We start from the raw sequence: 20,602 nt of genomic DNA on the forward strand, positions 1-20,602 counted from the left end.
ACCGTTACCTGCACGAAGGCATCGACGTCCTCGCCGCGGCCGCACCCGGCCTGCACGGAGCCCTGCTCGCCGCCCGCACAGCCGGGCACACCCACGTGAATCTCGACGGCACCCTGATCGCCACCGACCGGTGCCGCGCGCTCGGCCTCACCCCCGGGGTCGACCTGTGGTGGTCGGGCAAGCACCGCCGCCACGGCGGGAACATCCAGGTCCTCACCGCACCTGATGGATGGCCGCTATGGACCAGCGACGTGCGGCCGGGCCGCGAGCACGACACCCGCTGCGCCCGTACCCACCCCGGGCTGCTCGAGGGCCTGGCCGCGTTCACCGACGACACCCACGCCGCGCTGGGCGATCTGGGCTACGAAGGCGAAGCCGACCGGCTCACCGTGCCCATCAAACTCGCCCCCGGCCGCGGGCAGACGGTCAACCAGCGCACCGTCAACACCCTGCACTCAGCCCTTCGTGCTCTGGCCGAACGCGGAAACGCCCTGCTCAAGACCACCTTCGCCGCGTTGCGGCGAGTCACGCTATGTCCCTGGCGCACCGGCGCGATCACCGCAGCTGCGCTCGTACTACTCCACACCGAGTACGACCGCACGACATGATCAACCCGCTACTGAGAACACCTCATTGGAATATTCATCGCGTCTCAGTCCTATCGATTATCGGCTCGTTCGTTGATTATAGATACGAACTTGTCCGGCTACGGGGTTCGTTGCCTCTAGCGATCCTGGTGGTCAACGACCCCGCCTACCTGGCCCAGCAGTCCCATCATCAGGTAATCTCGGTCAGCAGCCGGCCCCCAGGCTGGCGGGACCACGTCACGACGCCTGCCCTCCACCACGAACCCGAGAGCTTCATAGGTTCGCCGCGCGCGCATGTTGTCCGCGCGCAGCTGCAGCTCGACGCGGCGGCCGCCCCAGCGGCCGAAGAAGAATTCGACCAGCGCGCCCAGCGACTCGCGGCCGTAACCGGCTCCGCGCACCTTCGCCGCAAAGACGACATCCTCGACGTTCATCACCGAGTCTCCCCAGGAAAGACGGAACCGGAGGAAACCGACCGCGCCTCCACCGTCGGTCCGCTCGCTGACCAGCGAATACGACCGCGAGTCCGCCATCTTCTTCTGAACCTCGCCGACGGAAACCGGGAAATGCGGACCGTAAGCCGGGACCGACTCGTCCGCGTTGAGCAACGCGGCCACGAACTCGGCATCCGAACTCTCGGCGGCACGCATCACGACCCGATTGGACTGGATGAGCATGGGGGTATCGTGTCTCTAAAATATGGTGACGGCCGCCTCCGAGCCGCCACGGTCGCGGCCACGACAGCTGCGCCGAGGTTGCAGCCGCAGTCCCTGCGCGTCAAGCCGAATAGACTTGCCATCAGCCCAGCTTTATGATCAGGCGAAGCATTGGGATCTGCGTTCGACCAGATCGCCCTCCTCCATTCTGGTCATCGGCCAATCTGCAGGACGGCGTTGTCGGTGAAGACGTCGTCGACGCGGATGTAGGTGGTGATGGTGTCCATGGAGCGGTGGCGGGTCTGGTGGGCGATGGCGCGGTCGGTGGCCCCGCGGAGGTGGGCGTAGGTGACGAACCCGGCGCGCAGGCTGTGGGCGCTGTAGGGGCCACCGGGCAGCCCGGCTCGGGTGGTGGCGGCCTGGACCAGGTTGTTGATCGACTCGGGATGCAGCGGTTGGTCAAGGACGCGGTTGCCGGTGGAGACCTTGCGCAGGATCGGTCCGGTGGTGATTCCGGCGAGGTGGAGCCAGGTTTCCAGGGCGGTGAGTGGGCAGTGGTCGGGGTGCTCGGCGCGGGGTAGGCCGATGAGTTCTGCCTGGTCGCCGGTCTGGTTGGTCTTGGAGCGGTGCAGGGTCAGGATGCGGCCGCGGCGTCCGCTGCGCAGTGTCCGTTCGGGGCCGAGCTGCTCGACGGTGAGCGCGGCGAGCTCGGCGCGGCGTAGGGCGCCCCAGAATCCGAGGAGCAGGAGGGCCCGGTCGCGGGCGCCGGCCAGCGACGGTTCGTCGGGGCGGTTCTTCCAGGTGCGGGTGGCCGGGCAGGCGGCGACGGCCTGGTCGAGCAGCGGCGGCATCAGCGGCGCGGCCTGGCCGGGTGGGGCCCCGTGGCTGCGGCGGATGCCCTCCCAGACCGCGGTGACCCGGGCCGTGACGGCGGGATCGGGCAGGTCCGCGGCGCGGTGGGCAGCGCGGATCCCGGACAGGTGCTTGGCGATGGTGCGGACCTTCGCCCCGGCCTGAGCGAGCGCGACCAGGTAGGCCGACACCGTCGCCGGCGCGGCTGGCAGCGGCGTCAGGTCGTGGTCGGTGCAGAACGCGGTGAAGCCGGTCCAGACCGAGCGGTAGCCGCGGCGGGTGTTGTGCGCGCGGGCCGCGGCGACGTAGGCGGCCTCGTCCGGCGAGAGCGGGGTGTCGACCGCGGCCGAGGTCTCCGGGACGGCGTCGAGCTCGGCGTGCGGCACCGGCGGAGCCTATCCGCTGCTTGGCGGGATCTTCTGCATGATCCCGCCAAGCAGTGCTCTGTTTCGTATCGTCTCGTTGTAACAAAACAAAATACAGAACGATTGACGCAACGATACGAAACGGCTAGAGTCGAGCCCGTGAGCGAGCAGCCCTTCCCCGGCGAGCCGGCCGACCGCGATGGCGATGACACCGCGGCGACGCCGGTCGATCCCGCCACCACGGCCACACCGGGCGGCACCGCGAGCGACACCGCGCCGGTGAGCAGCGGGTCGCCGGGCAGCGGGGCAGTCGGGTCCGGCGCGGTCGCCTCGCCCGGCGTCGGCGGTGCGGGGTGGCGGGCCCGTGCGGGAGGGCCGGAGCTGGAGCCGTGCCAGTTCCCGGGGGGCTGTGCGCACACGATGGAGTACGCCGGGTCCGGGCGGCGGCCGAAGTACTGCTACCAGGTCGTGGGCGGGGTGATGCACGACCGGGTCAACGCCAAGCGGATCGCCGACGGCGGCGTCCCGGCACGCCGGCGCGGGGAGCCCGACGACGCGCTGGCCCGTCCGATCGCCCGGGCCGGGCAGACCGTGACCGACCAGGTCGCCGCCCTCCTCTCCCGCCTCGAGGAGAGTGGGGTGGAGCTGCGCGACGCACTGGGCACCTTGGCGGACCCCGAGGCGGTCGCCGCGGAGATCGCCGCCGCCCGCCGGGCCGCGCGCGCCGAGATCGACCTCGCCCAGGCCGCGACCGACGAGGCCCGCGCCCAGGCCCGCGCCGCCCGGGATGCGGCCGAGGCCGCGCGCCGCTCGGCTGCCGCGTCCGACGAGGACGCCGCCGACGCGATCGCCGAACGCGACGCCGCCGACCTCGCCCGCGCCGAGGCCGTCACCGCCCGCGAGGCGGCCGAGGCCCAGCTCACCGCGACCCGGGCCGAGCTGGAACAGCAGGTCGCCGAACTGACCGCCGAGCGGGACACCGCCCGGGCTGAGACCGAGCGGGTCACCGCCGAGCTGGGCGCCCAGCTGGCCGGCGTGCGCGCGGAGCTGGAGACCGCCGGCGCCGAGCGCGACACCGCGACCGCCCGGGCCGAGGGGGTCGCGGTCGAGCTGGCCGCGCTGGCCCGCGAGCACACCCGCACCGAGACCCAGCTCGCCGAGGCCCGGGCCCGCGTCGAGCAGCTGGCCACCGAACGCGACACCGCGACCGCGGATCTCGCGGCGACCCGGCGCGACCTCGACCGCGCCGAGACCGACCGCGCCCGCCTGGCCGACGAGATCAACGACGTCCGCGAGCAGGCCGCCGAGTATCGGGCCGCCCGAGCGGCGGCGGAGAGCAGCCTGACCGCGCTGCGCGAGCAACTCGCCCACGACGTCGACCGCGAACGCGCCTACGGCGAGCAGCGCTTAGGCGACGCCGAGACCCGCCATGCCGCCCAGGTCGCCGACCTGCGCACCGAGCTGGCCCGCACCCAACGTCGGACCGCCGGCCACGAGGCCGACGGCGTCGACGCCGATCCGGCCGCCGAGCCAGCGCGTCCGCCCGCCCGCCGGGCCCGGCCCCGCGCCGCGCAGCGCCGACCCGGCCCCACCGCCACCGAGCCCGCCGCCACCGAGCCCGGCGACCCGACCGATCAGCCCGGCGACACCGCCCACCAGGAGTGAGGTCCCCATGAACCCCGCATTCCGCGCCGGCACGTCCCCCGCACCTGCCCCGAAGCCTGGCCGGCCCCGACCGTCTGAGGGATCGGCGCGCCCGGTGATGGGCGACCCCGCTCCGCACGCTTCGAGCGGACCGACCCTGTGCTGCGACCGGTGCGGCTGCCCCCCGGGCGACCCGCTGCAGCAGATCCTGATGAATGCCGTGTGGCTCGTCGACGGCCCCGACCGGCCCATCACCGCCTGCTACTGCCGGGCCTGCGCACCAGGCGGACCGATCACCGACCTGACCTGCCAGCGCTGTGGCGACGGCCCCTTGCTGGCCGGTGACCTCGCCGCCGACCCCGACGGGCAGCTACCCGCCAGGGCACAGGGCTGGCTCACCGCCGCCGGATGGAACCTGACCGGCCCGGTCTGCCCCACCTGTCACCCGAGCCCGCGGTGAGCGTGCCGGGGCTGGGCCCCGCGAGAGTCGAGCGCCGGTCTGTGCATCGGACCAGGGCTGGCGTGGTCAGTTCTGCTTGGTCATGGTGACGACGACGGTGGGCCTTGACCCCCCCTCAAGATCGAGCTGCTCTACTGGCCCGGCACCACGTTCACAACCCGCCGCGAGGCCGAGCACGCCCTGATCCGCTACCTCGACGGCTGGTACAACCCACGCCGGATCCAGGCACGCCTGGGCGGGCTCTCACCCGACGAGTACGAAGACCACTATCGTCGCGCCCAACGCGACGCAGACAGGTAGCCCGCACTCCGGGAAACCGGGGGAAGCTCAGCAGGGTCCCGTCGAGGATCACGAACGCCTTCCCGAGCGCGACCTCGATCGCCTGGGCCAGGGTTGGGGGCCAACGCCGCGAGCAGCTCGGTCGCCTCGCGCAGGAAGCGGTACACGGCCGAGGTCTCGACCCGGAAACCGCGACCGGTAGGAGCAAGCGCGGCGCGGTCGACCTTCCACGCAAGCCCGCCGAGGTGGGCCGGGGGCTGACTGGCCCCGCGACAAGACGGCGCCCCGGTGCTCGTGGGAACACCGGGGCGCCAGTCCTTCTGGCACGGGCAGGTCAGGCCGCGGCGGCCTGCTTCTTGGTCGCCAGCTTCTCGAGCCGGCGGGTGGTGGGCCAGCGGACGGCGGTCGCCCAGCCGAGCTTCTCGAAGCCGCGGATGACGACGGCCGAGATGTCGATCTGGCCCTTCTTCACACCGTGCCGGGCGCAGGTCGGGTCGGCGTGGTGCAGGTTGTGCCAGGACTCGCCGAAGGACAGGACCGCCAGCCACCAGACGTTGGCGGACTTGTCACGGGAGGCGAAGGGACGCTCGCCCCAGATGTGGCAGATCGAGTTGATCGACCAGGTGACGTGGTGCAGCACCGCGACGCGGACCAGACCGGCCCAGAAGAACGCGGTGAACGCGCCCCACCAGGACATCGTGACCAGGCCGCCGATGAGGGCCGGGCCGAGCAGACTGACGACGACGATCGCTGGAAAAGCACCCTGAATTCGCATCATGGTGCTGTCCGCGATCAAGTCAGGGGCGAACCGCTGATGATTGGTCAGGTCGCGCTTGAAGTTCCAGCCGAGGTGGGAGTGCCAGAAGCCCTTGACCAGTGCCTTCGCGCCGGTGCCGTAGAGCCACGGCGAGTGCGGGTCGCCCTCCTTGTCGGAGAAGGCGTGGTGGCGGCGGTGGGTCCCGACCCATTCCAGCACCCCACCTTGCAACGACAGACTGCCCGCGATGGCTAGCGCGATCCGCAGCGGGCGCTTGGCCTTGAACGAGCCGTGGGTGAAGTAGCGGTGGAAACCGACCGTCACGCCGAGGCCGCTGATCGCGTAGAAGACGACGAACAGGGCGACGTCGACCCAGCCGAGACCCCAGCCCCAGGCCAGCGGGACGGCGGCGAACAGGGCGAGCGTCGGGAGAACGACGAACACTCCGACGAGGAGAACTTCCCTGCGGCGGCGTCGGCCGTCGAACAGCGGTGCTCGTCCAGTGCTCGCACGACCCGAGGCATCCTCAATCGTCATGAATTGAACTCAACACCTCGTCGCATCAAAACGAAAATCCAGCCCTCCCCCCCCTGAGCAGGTAGGGGAAACCCCCGTACGCCTACCGCAGCGACTGAGACAAGCCATCCAGGTCCTCAAGGCCAAGAAGCTCGCACGGTCACGCAAAGATCAAGTTTATCGTTCCTCGATCTCTAGTTCGCAGGTTAGTCAGAGCGTTTCACAACCCGGTCGACCCAAACGCATTCATGAGCTCTCATCATCCACGGTGCGAGGAAACTTGAATCGTCGTCCGCTCGCTTTCGTTGCTCCGTCTCGAACTTTTTGCGGAGCTCTTCCGCGCGAAGCTTCGCTTCGATCTCTCGGTCAGGGCAGAGCACGACATCGTCATTAAACTCTGGATCCGTCCGAACCTCGACCGCCGTCAGCGGCGAAGAGGAGCTGAGATTTACTGCCATATGCAGTACGCCGGCCGGAACGAAGATGAACTCTCCAGCCGCATGTATATGTGGCGTGAGGTCAGGTCCAGTTAGGGTTAGGGCATGACCAGCCACGGCGATGACGATAATGTCGGAATGCTCGTGAAAATGGACTTTCGACGATGCTCGCGGGGGCATTACTACGATTCCGGCCGACAGTCTTGTAGAGCCTGATGTGGCGGCAGTAATGCACGGGAGTAGTGCTTGCGCTTGCGGTCCACGGATAACTCGATTATCCGCTGCGCCCACGACGGAAACTCTCGCGTCTTTCACCGGTCCTACTTCTCCCTAAACTATTTTAGTGTGACGCTAGACTGGACGTTACCACTCTTCCGTCACCACTCATGTCGCCAGCCGTAACTTTCGAGAGATCGCCAGAGGCAGGCTACCTAGCGGCGAACGAGATTCTATCGATGAAAGCACCACCGACATGACGAAGCAACCCTCCTGGCGGAGTTGGCAGGATGCCGCCAACCAGTGTGACGGATAACCGCCAACTATCAGCTCAACTTGCCCGAGTAGAAGAACTCGACGGCCAGTGTCGAGATAAACTCGGTTAACAACGTTAGGGTCTCGCCGCCAGATCGGTGAGAAACGGGAGACGAGGTTTGTGTGGCATCCGAGACCGCTCAGCGGAAACTAGGTGAACTTGGGACCGACAGAATTGCCGAGATCTTCGAGCGGGTGATCTGCAGCAATGACTTGATTTCGTTCGCGGCGGGGGCCCCAAGTCACGATCTGTTGCCAACTGATTTACTCGAATCGGCAGTCAAAAACGCACTAGCTCGGTATGGGTCGACCATCCTGCAGTACGGTGAGGTAAGAGGCTTCACCCCACTAATCGAAGTCTGTAGTGAGCTACTCGCGGCTCGTGGGATGACACGATGCACAGAACGGATACACATCGCAACAGGCGGTTCTGGAGCTCTCAACAATATCGCCGGATCGGTCCTCGACCCAGGCGACGTGGTTCTCGTCGAGACGCCTACATATGGGCCGGCTTTATCTGTCTTCCGCAGCTATGGAGCGGAAGTCGTCCAGGTGGCCACGGATAATCAGGGCATCGCCCCAGACAGTCTTGACACGATGCTGAGCCGATTTACCGGCGCGCTAGTGTATCTGCTACCCACCTTTCAAAATCCGACCGGAGCAACAGCATCAGCTGCTCGGAGAATGGCTCTCGCCGCAGTCCTACTACGTCACGACGCGTTGGCAATCGAAGACGACGTATACTGCGAGCTCCGATATTCGGGCACACCCGAGCCAGCTCTTTGCTCGTACGCCCCAGACAACGTCGCATACATCACATCTCTCTCGAAAACTCTTGCGCCAGCGCTGCGTATCGGCATCAGCGTTCTTCCAGATAGGATTCTGAAAACAGTCCTGCGCATCAAACGCGGAATTGATATGCAGACGTCTTCACTCTGCCAGGCTACAGCCGCTGAGGCAATTAAGTCTCTTGCCTATGAAGAGCATCTTCAAACTATTCGTTCAACATATGAACGGCGAATGCAGACGATCGGCGATAGCCTCACAAGGCATCTTACGCCAGTGGTCCGTTGGCGAATTCCAGACGGGGGCCTGTTCGTATGGCTAGAAGGTCCTCCTAGCCTCGATGCGGATAGTGAGGTGTTCTCAGTAGCGGGTTGATCATGTCGTGCGGTCGTACTCGGTGTGGAGTAGTACGAGCGCAGCTGCGGTGATCGCGCCGGTGCGCCAGGGACATAGCGTGACTCGCCGCAACGCGGCGAAGGTGGTCTTGAGCAGGGCGTTTCCGCGTTCGGCCAGAGCACGAAGGGCTGAGTGCAGGGTGTTGACGGTGCGCTGGTTGACCGTCTGCCCGCGGCCGGGGGCGAGTTTGATGGGCACGGTGAGCCGGTCGGCTTCGCCTTCGTAGCCGAGGTCGCCCAGCGCGGCGTGGGTGTCGTCGGTGAACGCGGCCAGGCCCTCGAGCAGCCCGGGGTGGGTACGGGCGCAGCGGGTGTCGTGCTCGCGGCCCGGCCGCACGTCGCTGGTCCATAGCGGCCATCCATCAGGTGCGGTGAGGACCTGGATGTTCCCGCCGTGGCGGCGGTGCTTGCCCGACCACCACAGGTCGACCCCGGGGGTGAGGCCGAGCGCGCGGCACCGGTCGGTGGCGATCAGGGTGCCGTCGAGATTCACGTGGGTGTGCCCGGCTGTGCGGGCGGCGAGCAGGGCTCCGTGCAGGCCGGGTGCGGCCGCGGCGAGGACGTCGATGCCTTCGTGCAGGTAACGGTAGGCCGTTGCAGTGCTGATCGCGTTGTCACCGGCCGAACATCGGACCCGGGTAGCATCACAGAACCAGCGGATCACCAGCACTGCCTGGACGAACGGGGTCAACGCCCGCCGCCGGGTGCCACGTCGACGGGGCGAATTCAGGCGGTCGAAGCATCTAGCTCAACGAGTTCGGCGAATATCTCGGAGGGCTTCTTCCAGTTGTGGATCTTACGGGGTCGGTCGTTGATATCGCAAGCCACCATCGCCAGATACTTCGGGTCCGAGGTGATTTCCGTGCCTTTCGGGAAGTACTCGCGCACGATGCGGTTGAGGTTCTCGTTGCTGCCGCGTTCCCACGGCGAGTGCGGGTGGGCGAAGTACACCGGCATCGACCCCTTGGTGACGGCGGCGTGGCCGGCCATCTCCGCCCCGCAGTCCCAGGTCAGCGAGGCCCGCATGTGGGCGGGCAGGCCACTGGTGGCGGCGATGACCCCACGGCCGACGGTCAGCGAGTCGCGCCCGTGCAGCGGAACGAGCACGAGGAACCGGGAGGTGCGCTCGACCAGGGTCCCGACGGCGGTCTTGCCGTCCTTGCCGATGATCAGGTCACCCTCCCAGTGCCCGGGCACCACACGCCCCTCGGCGTTGACGGGGCGCTCGTCGATGTAGACGGGGTCCTTGATCCGCGGAGCCGGTGGTGGCTTCCGTCCGCCACGTCGAGTGGTGCGCCCGGAGCGCAGTGCGAGCAGCTCGCGGGCCAGGGTGGACACCGGGGTGGCATAGATCCACTGGTAGATCGCCTCGTGAGACACCCGGCAAGCCTGATCGTCGGGATACTCGGTCGGCAACCGGCCCGCGATCGAGGCCGGTGACCAGCCACGACGCAGCAGAGCGTGCACGATCCCGCGCAACCGCGGATAGCGGTCCACCGCGAGCTGCTTCGGGCGCGCCCGCGCCGCCTGGGCCCGTTCCTGCGCTGCCGCGGCCCGGTACTCGTGGCGTCCGCCGTGGCGACGGACCTCACGAGAGATCACCGACGGATCACGACCCACCACCGAGGCGATCTGCTTGTAGGACAAGCCTTCCGCCAGACCCCTCGAGATCTCCTCCCGATCCGACAACATCAACATTTCACGCACGGAACATCCTGTCCCGCCCAACTCGCCAAGATCAAGTGCTACGACCGGCAGAACTCACCCGGCGTTGAAGGACCAGGAGCCGCGCCAGATAGGCCACGGTGCGCTCCCCGATCGGGAGGACAGCGGTGTAGGTGACAGGATCAGACATGCAGGACCTCGGTGACGGTGTCGATCTGTGCTGGACCGAACCGATCTACCGGGGTCCTGCCCCGTTCCCGCTCATCTCACCACCCTCGGCGTGTCGCCACGACCTGCCACCCCGCTACTGAGAACACCTCAGTGTGGTCCGCGAAGCAATCGACTCCGGTGTCGCTGTTCTACCGGGAAGCGCGTTCCACGCAGATCCCCGAGACGGGCGCAATACACTCCGGTTGAGTATTGCGGCTGTCCAGGATCAGTTCATCGATCAGGGTGTGCAACGCCTTGCCATGCTCATAGAGTCCAAAGTCTAGTGACGTCGACGGACTGCGCCATTATCGGAGTGTGGCTCGTGGAAGCTGTTGCGGCACCGTTTGCTCATCACGTCATGATGTTCCACGCCGATGGAACGATGCTGCAGTCGAATCCAGACGGAGGAAACCTTCAACAGAGCGACAGTATTGGTATGGGAACATGGTTTCTTAAGGCAGATGATGAAGTAATCGGCGCATTCGTGGAGTGTAGCGCTAACAGGAGGACGGGGGGCTCCCTCGGCTTCACTGAAGTTCGTTTCCAGATTGTGGTCGACAGCCAGCAATTTGAAGGTCAAGCCCGCTCGTACTCGCATGGGCAGCGCACCGAATCCGGTGCTACAACTTTGCGTGGACAGCGCCTCGGGCTGACCTGGTAGGGATCGTGTGATGTAGTATTTTGCGCGCTCAGTTCTGAACTCTATGCGCAGCGTTGAAAGGTACAGAATTCAGTAAATCAGGCTTCGCCTACCCGCTATTTCCCGTGATTGGACCAAATTGTGGAAGATCAGGATGTACGCCGCTACCTGAATCGCCTTGGCATCCGCAACCATCCAGGAACGTCGATCCAGGCGTTGAAGCTGCTCCATACTGCGCATGTCGAGCGCGTCGCCCACGAAAATCTTAGCATTCACATCGGAGAAAGCAGGTCAATTGATCCGCTGCAGGCTGCTAAAGATATAATTGGAGGCCGTGGAGGATGCTGTCATCATCTTAATGGAGCGTTCTTCGAACTACTGAACACACTCGGCTTCCCCGCAACCCGCCATCGCGGCGGTATTCAACCTCACGGGAGAGTGCCGTCGGTCGCCGATGCAAGCCATATGGCGCTCACGGTTCTGTGCGAAGATCAAAGCTGGTATGTCGATGTCGGTATGGGTGATGCGCTCTATGAGCCGATTCCGCTTGTTCCCGGAACTTACGTACAAGGTCCGTTTCAATACCACCTTCGCACGTCGACGACTGAAGCCGGCGGATGGCGATTCGAGCATGACCGCCGAGGAGCATTCGTTGGCATGGATTTTGCGTGCCACTCTGCAGTAACCGATCACTTCCTACAAAAAGATAAGGAACTCAGCAGCTCACCAGGGTCCCGGTTTACTCAACTAGTACTGCAACGGCAGTTGATCAGCTCGGGGGTCGTTCGCCGCGTCGGCGGTAGTGGCAGTCGCGGGCCTGTTGTTGGCGTTCACGGCGCCAGGTCGACCAGTGCATGACGTGGTCGATGCAGGTGAGCGGGGTGAAGGCGAGCGCGGCGAGGAGACGGCGGATCTCGTTGCCCGACAGCTGAATCAATGCGCGCCGGCTGGCTGAGGATCCCCCTTTTCGGCCTCGCGTGCGTGTTCGGCGGCGCGGGTGACGGCGAGGTAGGCCGCGGTGAGCATGGCCAGGGTGATGTGGGCGTGCCAGGCTCGGTAGGAGCGGACTTGGTAGTGGTCGAGGCCGGCCTCGTTCTTCGCGGTCTGGAAGCATTCCTCAATCGCCCACCGCGCCCCGGCGACTCGAACGAGGTCGCGCAGCGGCGTGTTCGCCGGGGCGGCGCAGCGGTAGAACGCCAGCTCACGGATGGTCTTGCCCTCTGCGGGCTCGGTCTGGCGGCGCACCAGCAGCCAGTGCCCCCAACCCGCCGGGAGGCCGTCGATGGCCAGCGCAACCGCGGTCCAGTCATAGACCCGCATCCCGTGCGCGCCCGGCCCGATCGCGCGGCGCTCCCACCCGTCGTGCCCGGTGTCGAGATCACGCGCCCCGGCGATCGTGGCCAGGGCCTTGGCCGGGCGACGATTCCCGTCCGGGCTGGTGAGCATGTCGTCATTGCGGGTGGCCAACACGAACGGGATCTCCCGCTCGGTGAGCCAGTCGCGAAAGCCCGGGTTCTGCCCGTAGACCTCGTCCGCGGTCACCCACGACCCGGACGTGAGTGCCCCAGCGGCGTACGTGCGGGCCAGCATCGCCGTCCCCAGCTGCGGTTTCGTGGCGAACTCGACGTCATCGGGGACATCCGCGCGCTCGCAGCGTTCGCGGTCCTCGGTCCACGAGGTCGGCAGGTAGAGCTCCCGGTCGATCAACGCCCGCCCCCGCTTCGAGGCGTAGGCCAGGAACACACCGAGCTGACAGTTGTCGATCTTCCCGCTGGTGCCGGTGTACTGGCGCTGCACCCCGGCCGAACGCAGGCCCTTCTTGATGAACCCGGTCTCGTCCACGATGAACACCCCCGACGCGGTGTCGGTGAGATGTTGCAGGACGTAGCCGCGCAGGTCGTCGCGGACCCCGTCGACGTCCCAGTCCGCGGTGCGCAGCAGCCGCTGCATCCCGTCCGGCGACATCGCCCCGGCGTGTTCGGCGAGGGTCCAGCCGTTCTTCCGCTCGAGCCCCGCGAGCAGGCCTCGCAGGTAGGTTCCGACCCGCCGGCGCGGCTCGACCCTGCGGAAACGGCCAGAGATCAGCTCCACCACCGCGTCCAACGAGGCCACCCACCCGGCAAGATCAACCACGCGGTGATCATCACCGCCGAACGGCCGTCAGCCTCTCACCACACGCCGAACTGCCGTTACAGTACTAGGTTGACCGCCAACGTCGTCTTACCGACCCCGCCCTTGTCGTTGACGAGTGCGATGGTCCGCAAGAGCGCATCTTCTCGTGCTAGTGTCCCGCGCCTCAAGTTCGATAGTTAAATAGATAGGGTGTCGGTATGTTGAGTTGCGTGCCGCCGCCCGAGTTCGTCCTGAGTGAGGAGGAGTGCGCCCGGTTGGTGGAGTGGGCGCGGGGGGATTCGGCGCGGTTGGCCACCCGCGCCAAGATCATTCTGGGGTGTGCGGAGCCGGGTGTGGTGTATGCCCGGCTGGCCGACGAGTTGGGCGTCACGGCGATGACGGTGCTCAACGTGCGCAAGCGATTCGCAGCGTCACGGCTGGACGGGCTGGCCGATCGGGCGCGCCCGGGGCGGGCGAAAGCGGATCTGGTGCTGGAGCCAGACGAGCGTGAACAGCTGCAGCGGTGGGTCAGGCGGGCCACGTCGTCACAGGCCCTGGCGCTGCGGTGCCGGATCGTGCTGGCGTGTGCGGACGGCCTGGACAACCACCAGGTCGCCGAACAGCTCGGGTGTCACCCGATGACGGTGGGCAAGTGGCGCTGCAGGTTCCTCGAGCGGCGACTGGCCGGGCTGCACGACGAGGACCGGCCGGGGCGGCCGGCCACGATCACCGCCGAGCAGGTCGAGGACGTGGTTATCGCGACGCTGGAGTCCACACCGGCGAACGCGACGCACTGGAGCCGGGCCAAGATGGCCGAGCGGACCGGGTTGTCACGCTCGACGATCGGGCGGATCTGGAAGGGGTTCAACCTCAGGCCCCACCGGGCCGACGGGTTCAAGCTGTCCAACGACCCGCTGTTCGTGGAGAAGGTCCACGACGTGGTCGGGCTGTATCTGAACCCGCCCGAGAACGCGGTGGTCTACAGCGTGGACGAGAAGTCCCAGGTCCAGGCCCTGGCCCGGTCCCAGCCCGCGTTCCCGATGATGCCGGGCATGCCCGAGAAACGCACCCACGACTACGTCCGGCACGGCACCACGACCCTGTTCGCGGGGATGAACGTGGCCGACGGGACCGTGATCGGAAAGACCTACCGATCCCACCGCGCCACCGAGTTCCGCAAGTTCCTGGCCTTGATCGACACCCAGGTCCCCGCCGGGCTGGACGTGCACGTGATCTGCGACAACTACGCCACCCACAAACACCCCACGGTCAGCAGGTAGCTGGCGGGCCACCCGCGGTTCACCATGCACTTCACCCCGACCTACAGCTCCTGGCTCAACCAGGTCGAGCGACTGTTCGCCCACGTCACCGACGACCTGCTACGCCGCAGCGATCACCGATCGGTCCAAGCCCTCGAAGCCGACCTACGCGCATGGGTCAAGGCCTGGAACACCGACCCGAAGCCGTTCGTCTGGACCAAGACCGCCGACGAAATCCTCGAATCCCTCAGCAGACTTCTACAGCGAATTTCCGGCGCGGGACACTAGCTGTTCGGCGTGCCTGGCCATCGTCTCTCCTGTCGACATCGCCGCACCCTAAGTCACGCTCGGTTAAAGGCTGCCGCGGGCACACAGCTGCTCATGGAGGCCTGCGCGCAGCGAGCAGATTAGGTGTACGGGGTCATCAGCGGTCCAGCAAGGACCGACACGCCCGCACGTGCTGCGCCGCTCTGAGGCGCGACAACGGTCCGTCAGACACGTGTGCTTACGACGACGTGTCCTGCTGCACAAGCAGCGACGCGCGGACGTGTGGCGACGAGCACGCAGGTATGTATGTCGTACTGCTGTAAACGACGCGGTGTTGTTTGCCTGCGTACTCGTGCAGAGTCAGGTAAGCACGCCTAGAGCTGCACTAACAGGCGAACGTAACAGCGTTGCTAATCGCAGTGGTCGGCGTGGTGAAACGTGCGATGCATGACACGGTTGATAAATCTAATGTCAATGCCGATGCGAGTGCGTGTATTGCATTAATGGTTAACGTGCACTTGCGGCCAGTGCCGACCGCAGGTGCTAGACCACGTGTCAATGCTGTCGTCCTAGCTATCACAAGTGCTATCGCTTGAAGGTGTTCTGAGCTGCATTAATGTTCGACCCTGCGACGCTACCGCGGTCGGGTCGGGCGATCCGATCACTCTGGGAGGGGTATCCCCGCGAGTCGATCGGCGGGCGCCCCGACCGGACGGTCTCGGCGTCGTCGCGCAACTGGCTACCATCCTTTCGATCGTAGATGTCAACTGTAAGTCCTACAATTGCTCGCAAGTGTCGGAAAACGATAATCGTCGCTCCCCGCTCGACTGTTCGCACCGCCGACGGCCGGAAAGTAGGGACGGTCTCCCTGCTGCGAGTCGCGCCTCGGTCAGACCCGAAGAGTCCGGTCGGGGACTGAACGCGGTCGCGCTCGTGGTCGCCCAGGATGGACGACAACCACTGCAGTGTCGACCCGTCCTTTGCAGTGTCGACCCGTCCTTCAAGCCGCCCCACACCGCCATGAGAGCTGAGTTGTCGAGCAACATCGTTGCTCTGTCCCGACCGAAGGTGTTGTCGAGCTGGGCCTTGGACTGAGCAGCCCAGTGGATCAGAACTCCACGACCGGCGGAGTCAGCCAGCGTCGCCGGCAGGTCGGGAACCGGGGTCGCCGAAGGCAGCTCGTCGAGCACCACGGTGGCTGGTGGGTCCAGTCGTTCGCTGGGGTAACGCAGTGCCATCGACCGAGCTGCGTCGATCCACTCCTCAGCGAGCGCCGTCAGCACCGGTGCGATCGCGCCGTCCTCGCGCTGGCCCGCGATGAGGTACAGCGTTCCCCCCAGCCCGATGAAGCGCTGAGCGTCGAACTCCTCCCCAGGCCCAGGCGAGCACAGCTCGCTGAGCGTCGAGTCCTGGAACGGCGCCAGGACTCGCCGCACGCTCATCCACACGGCGTCGGAGGTCTCCGCGACCATCGACATCTCCGCTCGGAGATTCCGCGCGCGGTCGGGGAACTCGTACTCGAGCAGCTCGATCGGCTCATCGCTGCGCGAGAGCCCCCACCCCACGACTCGTGCGATCCCGTGCCCACCCTTCGCAGCTGCCACCAGATAGGCAGCCAGCACCCCCACGGCACGCTCACGGAAGACCCTGTCGTTGCCGGCGCCCGTCCCCCCACTCGACTCGACGAACACCGCAGAGGCCTCGACCATCGTGCGCGCTCGTCGCTCTGCGACCTCGAACCGTTCGCACCCCGCCACCGGCGACCAGCGCAGCTTGGCCGGCCACTGAACCGTGCCCGTCGCGTCGAACACCAGGATCGGCCCGGGCATCTGTCGCCGCGAGCGGGCCATCGCGGTCAGCATCAGGAGGTCCGGCTTCGTCGTGCTGCACAGCAGGGCGCCGGGCGCCGCGAGACAGATCGGGGCCAAGAACCGGCGTGACTTCCCGGTCTGCGTCGGTGCGAGCGTCCCCGACGGGTTCTCGAACGGGGCGTAGAGCTGTCCAGCAGGGCCTTTCGGAAGGGGGATGCCGATGTCCTCCGCGACCGCGGACCTCCGCTCGACCGCGGTGTGGTGGGTGTCCTCGGGTCGGCCGACATCCCCCACGGAGCGGCCGACCCGAGTCCCACCACCCGATCGCCCTGCGGGGCGTCGGAGGTCCACGACGCCAGCGCGAGGACCGCGGTGACCGTCGTGGCGATCGCCACGACGGTCATGCAGGTCCTCGACGCCGTGCGCCACGTGCGGTTGGTCATGGCTCAGGCCAGTCCCAGCTTCTTGCTGCAGGCGGGCCACGCCGAGTAGCCGTCGCGGGCGGCGCGGACCTTCTCCGCCACCGCGATCTGCTCCTCGCGGCTGGCCTCGTGCGCCGACCCTGTGCCGCCGTAGGCCTCCCATGTGGCCTGGTCGAACTGCAGGCCCCCGGAGTAGCCGTTGCCGGTATTGATCGCCCAGTCCGACGTCAGCACCGTCCCCGCAGGGGGTCGGCAAAGTCAGATGATCTTGAGTAGTTCGAGTGGTCGGAGTGCGTCGCGGCCGTGATGTCGGAGTGCGGCGGGGATGTTGGCGGCTCCGGTCTGCGGGGCGTGCAGCATCTGCCACACGCCAACCGGAAGACGGTGATAGTTTTTGCCTCAAATGTCGACACACCCTGATCTCTCACCGCTAGGTGGCAGCAACGTAGAGCCCTACGCGCCTGACCGGGGGGCTTGCCGCCTCTCTCGCCGCAGCGCCCTCATCGTGCTCGGGCTCGGCGCCGCGGCCACAGGCTCGATCGGTTCAGCCACGGCGGCGTACGCCTCGCCGGACGCGCACGGCCGGGACACGACCGCGCCCATTGTGATCGGCCACCGCGGCGCACCGGGATATCGTCCTGAGCACACGCTCGCGTCATACGAGCTCGCGGCTCGGATGGGGGCAGACTTCGTCGAATGTGACGTGGTCCCGACCCGCGACGGGCACCTGGTCTGCCGGCATGAGCCCGAGATCGGCGGTACCACCGACGTCGCGAGACGACCGGAGTTCGCCAGCCGACGCACGACAAAGTCCATCGACGGGACCTCGTACACAGGTTGGTTCACCGAGGACTTCACGCTTGCTGAGCTCCGTACCCTGCGGGCGGTTGAACGCATCCCCGACATCCGTCCGCACAATGCCCTCTACAATGGTCGGTATCCGGTCCCTACCTTCGACGAGTACCTGGCTCTGCGCGCGCGGATGTCCCGAGAGCTCGGACGGGAGATCGGGATCTACCCCGAGATCAAGCACTCGACGTACTTCGCCGGCATCGGTTTGCGAGTGGAGCCAGCATTCGTAGCTGCTCTCGACCGGCACGGACTGAACCGCCGAGGCGCGCCCGTCTTTGTCCAGTCGTTCGAGGTCGGGAACCTGAAGTGGTTGCGTGAGCGACTCCAGGTCCCGCTCGTACAGCTTACCGATGCGACCGGCGGCCCGGCGGATCTGGCTGCAAGACAAGTGCCTCGGATGTGGAAAGAGCTCACCACACCGGCGGGGCTGACGGAGATCGCTCGTTACGCCGACGCGATCGGGCCATCGAAGGAACAAATCGTCCCTCTCAGCCAGGATGGAACATCAGGACCCACAACGTCCCTGGTCGGCGATGCTCACACCGCCGGCCTGCTTGTGCACCCCTACACGTTCCGTAACGAGAACGCGTTCGTACCCGCACAGCTGCGGCGTCCCGGTTCCGCCTCCGACTTCGGCGACGCATTCGCGGAATACTCGGCAATCGTCGACGCCGGCGTTGACGGAGTCTTCTCCGACAACACCGACACCGCCGTCGCTGCTCTTCGCGCCAACTGACAGCCAGCTGCCTACCAGACCAATCTCCCCAGAGAGCGGCTTTGATGTGGCTTTGAAGCGACTGGAAGCGCCTGTGAAGCGGCCTTGATCGGGCTCTGGAGCGGTGGCCGGCCGGGTATGGGCTGTGACCTGCGGGTTGGTGGTGCTGGAGCGCTTTGGGAGGTACGGCACGAAGTCCGGTTCTGGTGAGGTGTTTTTCTGGGTTGGGTGGATTACCGTGTTAGGTGGATGTTTCACGTTTTCACGTTTCGAGTACCGAGTGTGGTCGCATGATTGCGCCTGGTAGTGGTTCTTGACCGGTGGGGGGGGCGTGTTCGGATGCGCTCGTGAGTGCAAAGAGGTTTGCGTGCCGGGGTATTGGTGCGGTGTTGGTCGTGGCTGTTGCCGTGGGCTCGGCTGCGGGGGTTGCTGCGGCTGAGACTTCGTCTGTGGCTACTGCTTCGGTGGCTGGTGTCCGCTCCTTGGGGATCATTCCGGGGCAAGAGCGGGACAGAATTGAAGGGCTGACGCTGTTCCTTGAGCGTATTAGTGCAGTCCCTGACTCGGTTCTTCGTCAGGGGGATTCTGTTGCTCAGGATTGGTTGCGGTCGCACTATTCTGTTGTCGGTGGCCAATCTCGCGCTAGTGTTGTTGGTTGCGTCGGGGCTATTGGTGTTGCGGTAGGTGGTGTTCTAGTTCCTGCGGCTAAGATTCTGAAGATTAAGAAGTTGGTTGCGCAGCTGGGGGGCGTCAAGGAGGCTGTGCAGACTTTCTGGGGGGCGAGTTTCAGGTGGGAGAAGATCCAAGCTATCGGGGGCCCGGTGGCTGCCCTGGGGGCGGAGTTGCTTGGAATTACTGCGGTGCGTACGCAGTGTTTCTCTTGATCGTTGTTCGGCGCGTAGCGAACGGCGGTGGCGCTTATGTCGCGTGAGCGGTCGTCGGTATTCATCACGAGTGGTGGGATTGCGCTGATCTGCGCCCTCATCGGGGCGGCGTTTCTCTTCATGGGAGAAGATGTCTTCGTTCCTCTAGCTTTCTTCGGTCTTGGAGTGGGGGTGTGGGCGTCAGGTGGGTCGCCGGTGTTTGCCCGTACCGGGCTCTCTCGCACTGAAAGAAAGCGAGAAGCTGCGACAAGAGCGGCGAAGGCTAGAAAGATTGATCCGGCTGAGTTGCGTAAGTGGAGAGAAAGGAATCCTTCTTACGGTTTGGCGGAGGCGATCGAGAAGTACTGGGAGGAAAACCGGTGAACATGGACTGTCGGGTGAGGCGGGCTGCGGCGGGTGGTGTGTCGTCGGCGCGGCTCGTGGGCAAGTTGATCCGGACCGGAGCCCGCGCTAGCGGGTGAGGACCGGAAGCGGCGCGGCAGTTCCGGGTCCGCGCGCGACGCGTGTGGTGGGTGTCGCGCGCGGAGGTCATCGGTGGATGCCTAGGTGCTGGCGGTTGTTGCTCGTGGATCGGTCACCAACCCGGACGCCGTGTCGTCGCGGCGCAGTGAGCCTTTTTCAACCTGGCGTTTGTGCTGGTCAAGCCGTCGAGTGGGCCTCCCCGGACCGCGACCGCGCGGCGGCCTGACCTGCATCATCGGGGATCTGGCCGCTGCCGACGGGGCCCCTGCCGCCGCTTCGCGGCGGGTCCTCGGTCAGGTTGGCAAAGACTCAGTGTGTCCGCCGCTGCGGCTGTCGCCGTTCAAGATCAAGGGCCACCACACCCATGCATCATCTGATGATCTTCGGTCGGGTGTGTGTCGGGCGTGGTCGCTGGCGGTGTCCGGGTGGCGGTCCTGGCGAGTCGCTTCGCGGCCGCCTGCGGCGGAGCGAGTCGCTTCGCGGCCGCCTGCGGCGGAGCAAGTTAGTACTGCAACGGCAGTTGATCAGCTCGGGGGTCGTTCGCCGCGTCGGCGGTAGTGGCAGTCGCGGGCCTGTTGTTGGCGTTCACGGCGCCAGGTCGACCAGTGCATGACGTGGTCGATGCAGGTGAGCGGGGTGAAGGCGAGCGCGGCGAGGAGACGGCGGATCTCGTTGCCCGACAGCTGAATCAATGCGCGCCGGCTGGCTGAGGATCCCCCTTTTCGGCCTCGCGTGCGTGTTCGGCGGCGCGGGTGACGGCGAGGTAGGCCGCGGTGAGCATGGCCAGGGTGATGTGGGCGTGCCAGGCTCGGTAGGAGCGGACTTGGTAGTGGTCGAGGCCGGCCTCGTTCTTCGCGGTCTGGAAGCATTCCTCAATCGCCCACCGCGCCCCGGCGACTCGAACGAGGTCGCGCAGCGGCGTGTTCGCCGGGGCGGCGCAGCGGTAGAACGCCAGCTCACGGATGGTCTTGCCCTCTGCGGGCTCGGTCTGGCGGCGCACCAGCAGCCAGTGCCCCCAACCCGCCGGGAGGCCGTCGA

General features: G+C 66.2%; 16 protein-coding genes and 4 pseudogenes. 10 read left to right on the forward strand and 10 right to left on the reverse strand.

The features are described 5' to 3' along the window. The coding region (locus tag Ae505Ps2_RS28465) for a transposase family protein (protein ID WP_084786541.1) at positions 1–608 on the forward strand (608 nt) is incomplete at its 5' end. Positions 609–724: 116 nt separating this feature from the next. Here the strand turns inward: Ae505Ps2_RS28465 and Ae505Ps2_RS28470 are convergent. Together Ae505Ps2_RS28470 and Ae505Ps2_RS28475 are read right to left on the reverse strand one after the other, a co-directional pair. Further along, positions 725–1,264 (reverse strand): GNAT family protein, encoded by a 540-nt coding sequence (locus tag Ae505Ps2_RS28470; RefSeq protein WP_075313111.1) that lies wholly within the window; start codon positions 1,262–1,264, stop codon positions 725–727. A 191-nt stretch (positions 1,265–1,455) separates the two neighbouring features. Beyond that, positions 1,456–2,481, reverse strand: a complete 1,026-nt coding sequence (locus Ae505Ps2_RS28475) for a site-specific integrase (protein WP_075313109.1) — start codon at positions 2,479–2,481, stop codon at positions 1,456–1,458. 138 nt (positions 2,482–2,619) lie between these two features. Here Ae505Ps2_RS28475 and Ae505Ps2_RS28480 point away from each other — a divergent pair, with 138 nt between their 5' ends. From Ae505Ps2_RS28480 to Ae505Ps2_RS28490, 3 genes are all read left to right on the forward strand, one after another. Beyond that, the gene (locus Ae505Ps2_RS28480) at positions 2,620–4,125 is read left to right on the forward strand and encodes a hypothetical protein (protein WP_075554338.1); all 1,506 of its coding nucleotides are present in this window, start codon (positions 2,620–2,622) and stop codon (positions 4,123–4,125) included. Positions 4,126–4,315: 190 nt separating this feature from the next. Next, positions 4,316–4,564: a hypothetical protein gene (locus Ae505Ps2_RS28485; protein WP_139319108.1), complete on the forward strand. Its 249-nt coding sequence runs from the start codon at positions 4,316–4,318 to the stop codon at positions 4,562–4,564. Positions 4,565–4,690: 126 nt separating this feature from the next. Continuing rightward, positions 4,691–4,864, forward strand: a complete 174-nt coding sequence (locus Ae505Ps2_RS28490; RefSeq protein WP_249265419.1) for an IS3 family transposase — start codon at positions 4,691–4,693, stop codon at positions 4,862–4,864. Between the two features lie 313 nt (positions 4,865–5,177). On the opposite strand, the gene Ae505Ps2_RS28495 is transcribed toward Ae505Ps2_RS28490, so the two are convergent. Continuing rightward, positions 5,178–6,137: an acyl-CoA desaturase gene (locus tag Ae505Ps2_RS28495; RefSeq protein ID WP_075313139.1), complete on the reverse strand. Its 960-nt coding sequence runs from the start codon at positions 6,135–6,137 to the stop codon at positions 5,178–5,180. A gap of 1,070 nt (positions 6,138–7,207) precedes the next feature. On the opposite strand from Ae505Ps2_RS28495, the gene Ae505Ps2_RS28505 reads away from it, so the two are divergent. Further along, entirely contained in the window at positions 7,208–8,245 is a 1,038-nt protein-coding gene (locus Ae505Ps2_RS28505) for a PLP-dependent aminotransferase family protein (protein WP_075554339.1), read from the forward strand. Here the strand turns inward: Ae505Ps2_RS28505 and Ae505Ps2_RS28510 are convergent. Next, a pseudogene (locus Ae505Ps2_RS28510) lies at positions 8,246–8,983 on the reverse strand (transposase family protein); the annotation flags it as partial. Positions 8,984–8,991: 8 nt separating this feature from the next. Further along, positions 8,992–9,963 carry an IS30 family transposase gene (locus Ae505Ps2_RS28515; RefSeq protein ID WP_075308805.1) on the reverse strand — a complete coding sequence of 324 codons (972 nt, stop codon included), beginning with the start codon at positions 9,961–9,963 and terminating at the stop codon, positions 8,992–8,994. 460 nt (positions 9,964–10,423) lie between these two features. Here Ae505Ps2_RS28515 and Ae505Ps2_RS28520 point away from each other — a divergent pair, with 460 nt between their 5' ends. Together Ae505Ps2_RS28520 and Ae505Ps2_RS28525 are read left to right on the forward strand one after the other, a co-directional pair. Next, positions 10,424–10,801, forward strand: coding sequence for a hypothetical protein (locus Ae505Ps2_RS28520; protein ID WP_075329598.1), 378 nt, complete (start codon positions 10,424–10,426; stop codon positions 10,799–10,801). A gap of 120 nt (positions 10,802–10,921) precedes the next feature. Beyond that, positions 10,922–11,638, forward strand: a complete 717-nt coding sequence (locus Ae505Ps2_RS28525) for an arylamine N-acetyltransferase (RefSeq protein WP_075334864.1) — start codon at positions 10,922–10,924, stop codon at positions 11,636–11,638. 75 nt (positions 11,639–11,713) lie between these two features. Here Ae505Ps2_RS28525 and Ae505Ps2_RS28530 read toward each other — a convergent pair whose 3' ends face one another. Beyond that, positions 11,714–12,913, reverse strand: coding sequence for an IS701 family transposase (locus tag Ae505Ps2_RS28530; RefSeq protein WP_075311481.1), 1,200 nt, complete (start codon positions 12,911–12,913; stop codon positions 11,714–11,716). A 197-nt stretch (positions 12,914–13,110) separates the two neighbouring features. On the opposite strand from Ae505Ps2_RS28530, the pseudogene Ae505Ps2_RS28540 reads away from it, so the two are divergent. Further along, positions 13,111–14,439, forward strand: a pseudogene (locus Ae505Ps2_RS28540) (IS630 family transposase). 755 nt (positions 14,440–15,194) lie between these two features. Here the strand turns inward: Ae505Ps2_RS28540 and Ae505Ps2_RS28545 are convergent. After that, positions 15,195–16,712: a type IV secretory system conjugative DNA transfer family protein gene (locus tag Ae505Ps2_RS28545; RefSeq protein ID WP_139319115.1), complete on the reverse strand. Its 1,518-nt coding sequence runs from the start codon at positions 16,710–16,712 to the stop codon at positions 15,195–15,197. Continuing rightward, positions 16,676–16,873, reverse strand: a pseudogene (locus tag Ae505Ps2_RS28550) (transglycosylase family protein); the annotation flags it as partial. The gene Ae505Ps2_RS28545 and the pseudogene Ae505Ps2_RS28550, both read right to left, overlap by 37 nt. Before the next feature lie 283 nt (positions 16,874–17,156). Here Ae505Ps2_RS28550 and Ae505Ps2_RS28555 point away from each other — a divergent pair. Continuing rightward, positions 17,157–18,239, forward strand: coding sequence for a glycerophosphodiester phosphodiesterase (locus tag Ae505Ps2_RS28555; RefSeq protein ID WP_233147888.1), 1,083 nt, complete (start codon positions 17,157–17,159; stop codon positions 18,237–18,239). An 890-nt stretch (positions 18,240–19,129) separates the two neighbouring features. Continuing rightward, positions 19,130–19,465: a hypothetical protein gene (locus Ae505Ps2_RS31485; RefSeq protein WP_139319116.1), complete on the forward strand. Its 336-nt coding sequence runs from the start codon at positions 19,130–19,132 to the stop codon at positions 19,463–19,465. A gap of 623 nt (positions 19,466–20,088) precedes the next feature. Here the strand turns inward: Ae505Ps2_RS31485 and Ae505Ps2_RS32220 are convergent. Beyond that, positions 20,089–20,256 carry a hypothetical protein gene (locus Ae505Ps2_RS32220; protein ID WP_170917006.1) on the reverse strand — a complete coding sequence of 56 codons (168 nt, stop codon included), beginning with the start codon at positions 20,254–20,256 and terminating at the stop codon, positions 20,089–20,091. Continuing rightward, positions 20,253–20,602 (reverse strand): annotated as a pseudogene (locus tag Ae505Ps2_RS28560) (IS701 family transposase); the annotation flags it as partial. The pseudogene Ae505Ps2_RS28560 and the gene Ae505Ps2_RS32220, both read right to left, overlap by 4 nt.

The organism is Pseudonocardia sp. Ae505_Ps2 (assembly GCF_001932425.1).
Classification (GTDB): Bacteria; Actinomycetota; Actinomycetes; order Mycobacteriales; family Pseudonocardiaceae; genus Pseudonocardia.

Coding starts and splice junctions, on each gene's coding strand:
- Ae505Ps2_RS28470 (WP_075313111.1), bottom strand. CDS start 1,264: ATGCTCATCCAGTCCAATCGGGTCGTGATGCGTGCCGCCGAGAGTTCG.
- Ae505Ps2_RS28515 (WP_075308805.1), bottom strand. CDS start 9,963: ATGTTGATGTTGTCGGATCGGGAGGAGATCTCGAGGGGTCTGGCGGAA.
- Ae505Ps2_RS28485 (WP_139319108.1), top strand. CDS start 4,316: ATGAATGCCGTGTGGCTCGTCGACGGCCCCGACCGGCCCATCACCGCC.
- Ae505Ps2_RS28495 (WP_075313139.1), bottom strand. CDS start 6,137: ATGACGATTGAGGATGCCTCGGGTCGTGCGAGCACTGGACGAGCACCG.